We start from the raw sequence: 1,065 nt of genomic DNA, 5'->3' as shown, positions 1-1,065 counted from the left end.
CAGCTACACCGTCCGCACCCTGCCCGCCTCCGCCCGCCCCCGACCGGGCACCACCGTCACGCTGACGCCGCGCGCCGACGCCGGCGAGTGGACCCGGCCGGCCCAGGTCCACGCGCTGGCCCGGCACTTCGGCTCGCTGCTGCGCCACCCGGTGACCTTCGACGACGGCACGGGCGGCCCGGGCGCGTCCGTCAACCCCGAACCCGCACCCTGGACGCGTACGTACCCCACGCCGGGAGCCCGCTCCCGGGCGCTGGCCGCGTACGGCGAGGAGGTCTTCGGGTTCACTCCGCTGGACACCATCGAGCTGGACCTGCCGGCCGTCGGACTGAAGGGCATCGCCTGCGTGCTGCCCGAGGCCGTGCCGGCCGGGCGCCGCCACGGCCACCGGGTGCACGTCAAGGGCATGCTGCTGTCCGAGCAGGCCGAGGAGATCCTGCCCGAGTGGGCCTTCTTCGTCCGCTGCGTCGTCGACGCCGAGAGCCTGCGCCCGACGGCCTCCCGCGAGTCCCTGTACGAGGACGACACCCTCGCCGCCGTCCGCGACGCCCTGGCCGAGCGGCTGCGCGCCTGGATCTCCCGGACCGCCGCCAGCGACCCCGAGCTGCTCGGCCGCTTCCTCCAGGCCCACCACCTGGCCGTCAAGTCGCTCGCGGTGCACGACGACGAGATCCTGCGGATGCTGCTGCCCTGGCTGCCGTTCGAGACCACCGACGGGCACACCACCCTCGACGAGTTCGCGCGCACCCACCGCACCGTGCTGGTGACCTCCAGCGTGGAGGAGTTCCGGCAGGTCGCGGCGATCGCCTCGGCCGCCGGCCTCGGCGTCGTCAACGGCGGCTACACCTACGACCGCGAACTGGTCCACCGGCTGCCCGAGATCAGGCCCGAGACCAGCGTCGCCGACCTCGACCCGGCGACCCTCACCGCCCACCTCGACCCCGTCGACCGGGAGACGGAGCTGGCCGCCGCCGCCTACCTCGCCCTGGCCCGCGACGCCCTGGCCGTCTTCGACTGCGATGTCGCGCTGCGCACCTTCCACCCCGCCTCCGCCCCCGCCCTGTC

At 74.9% G+C, this 1,065-nt stretch carries 1 protein-coding gene; it reads left to right on the top strand.

Annotated elements, in window-relative coordinates; genetic code table 11:
• On the top strand, nucleotides 1-1,065 hold a 1,065-nt coding region (locus E4099_RS32290), incomplete at both ends, for an HSP90 family protein (protein WP_135342629.1).

Source organism: Streptomyces palmae (assembly GCF_004684805.1).
In the GTDB taxonomy this organism is placed as follows: Bacteria; Actinomycetota; Actinomycetes; order Streptomycetales; family Streptomycetaceae; genus Streptomyces; species Streptomyces palmae.
This window is presented reverse-complemented; position numbering and strand designations above follow the sequence as displayed.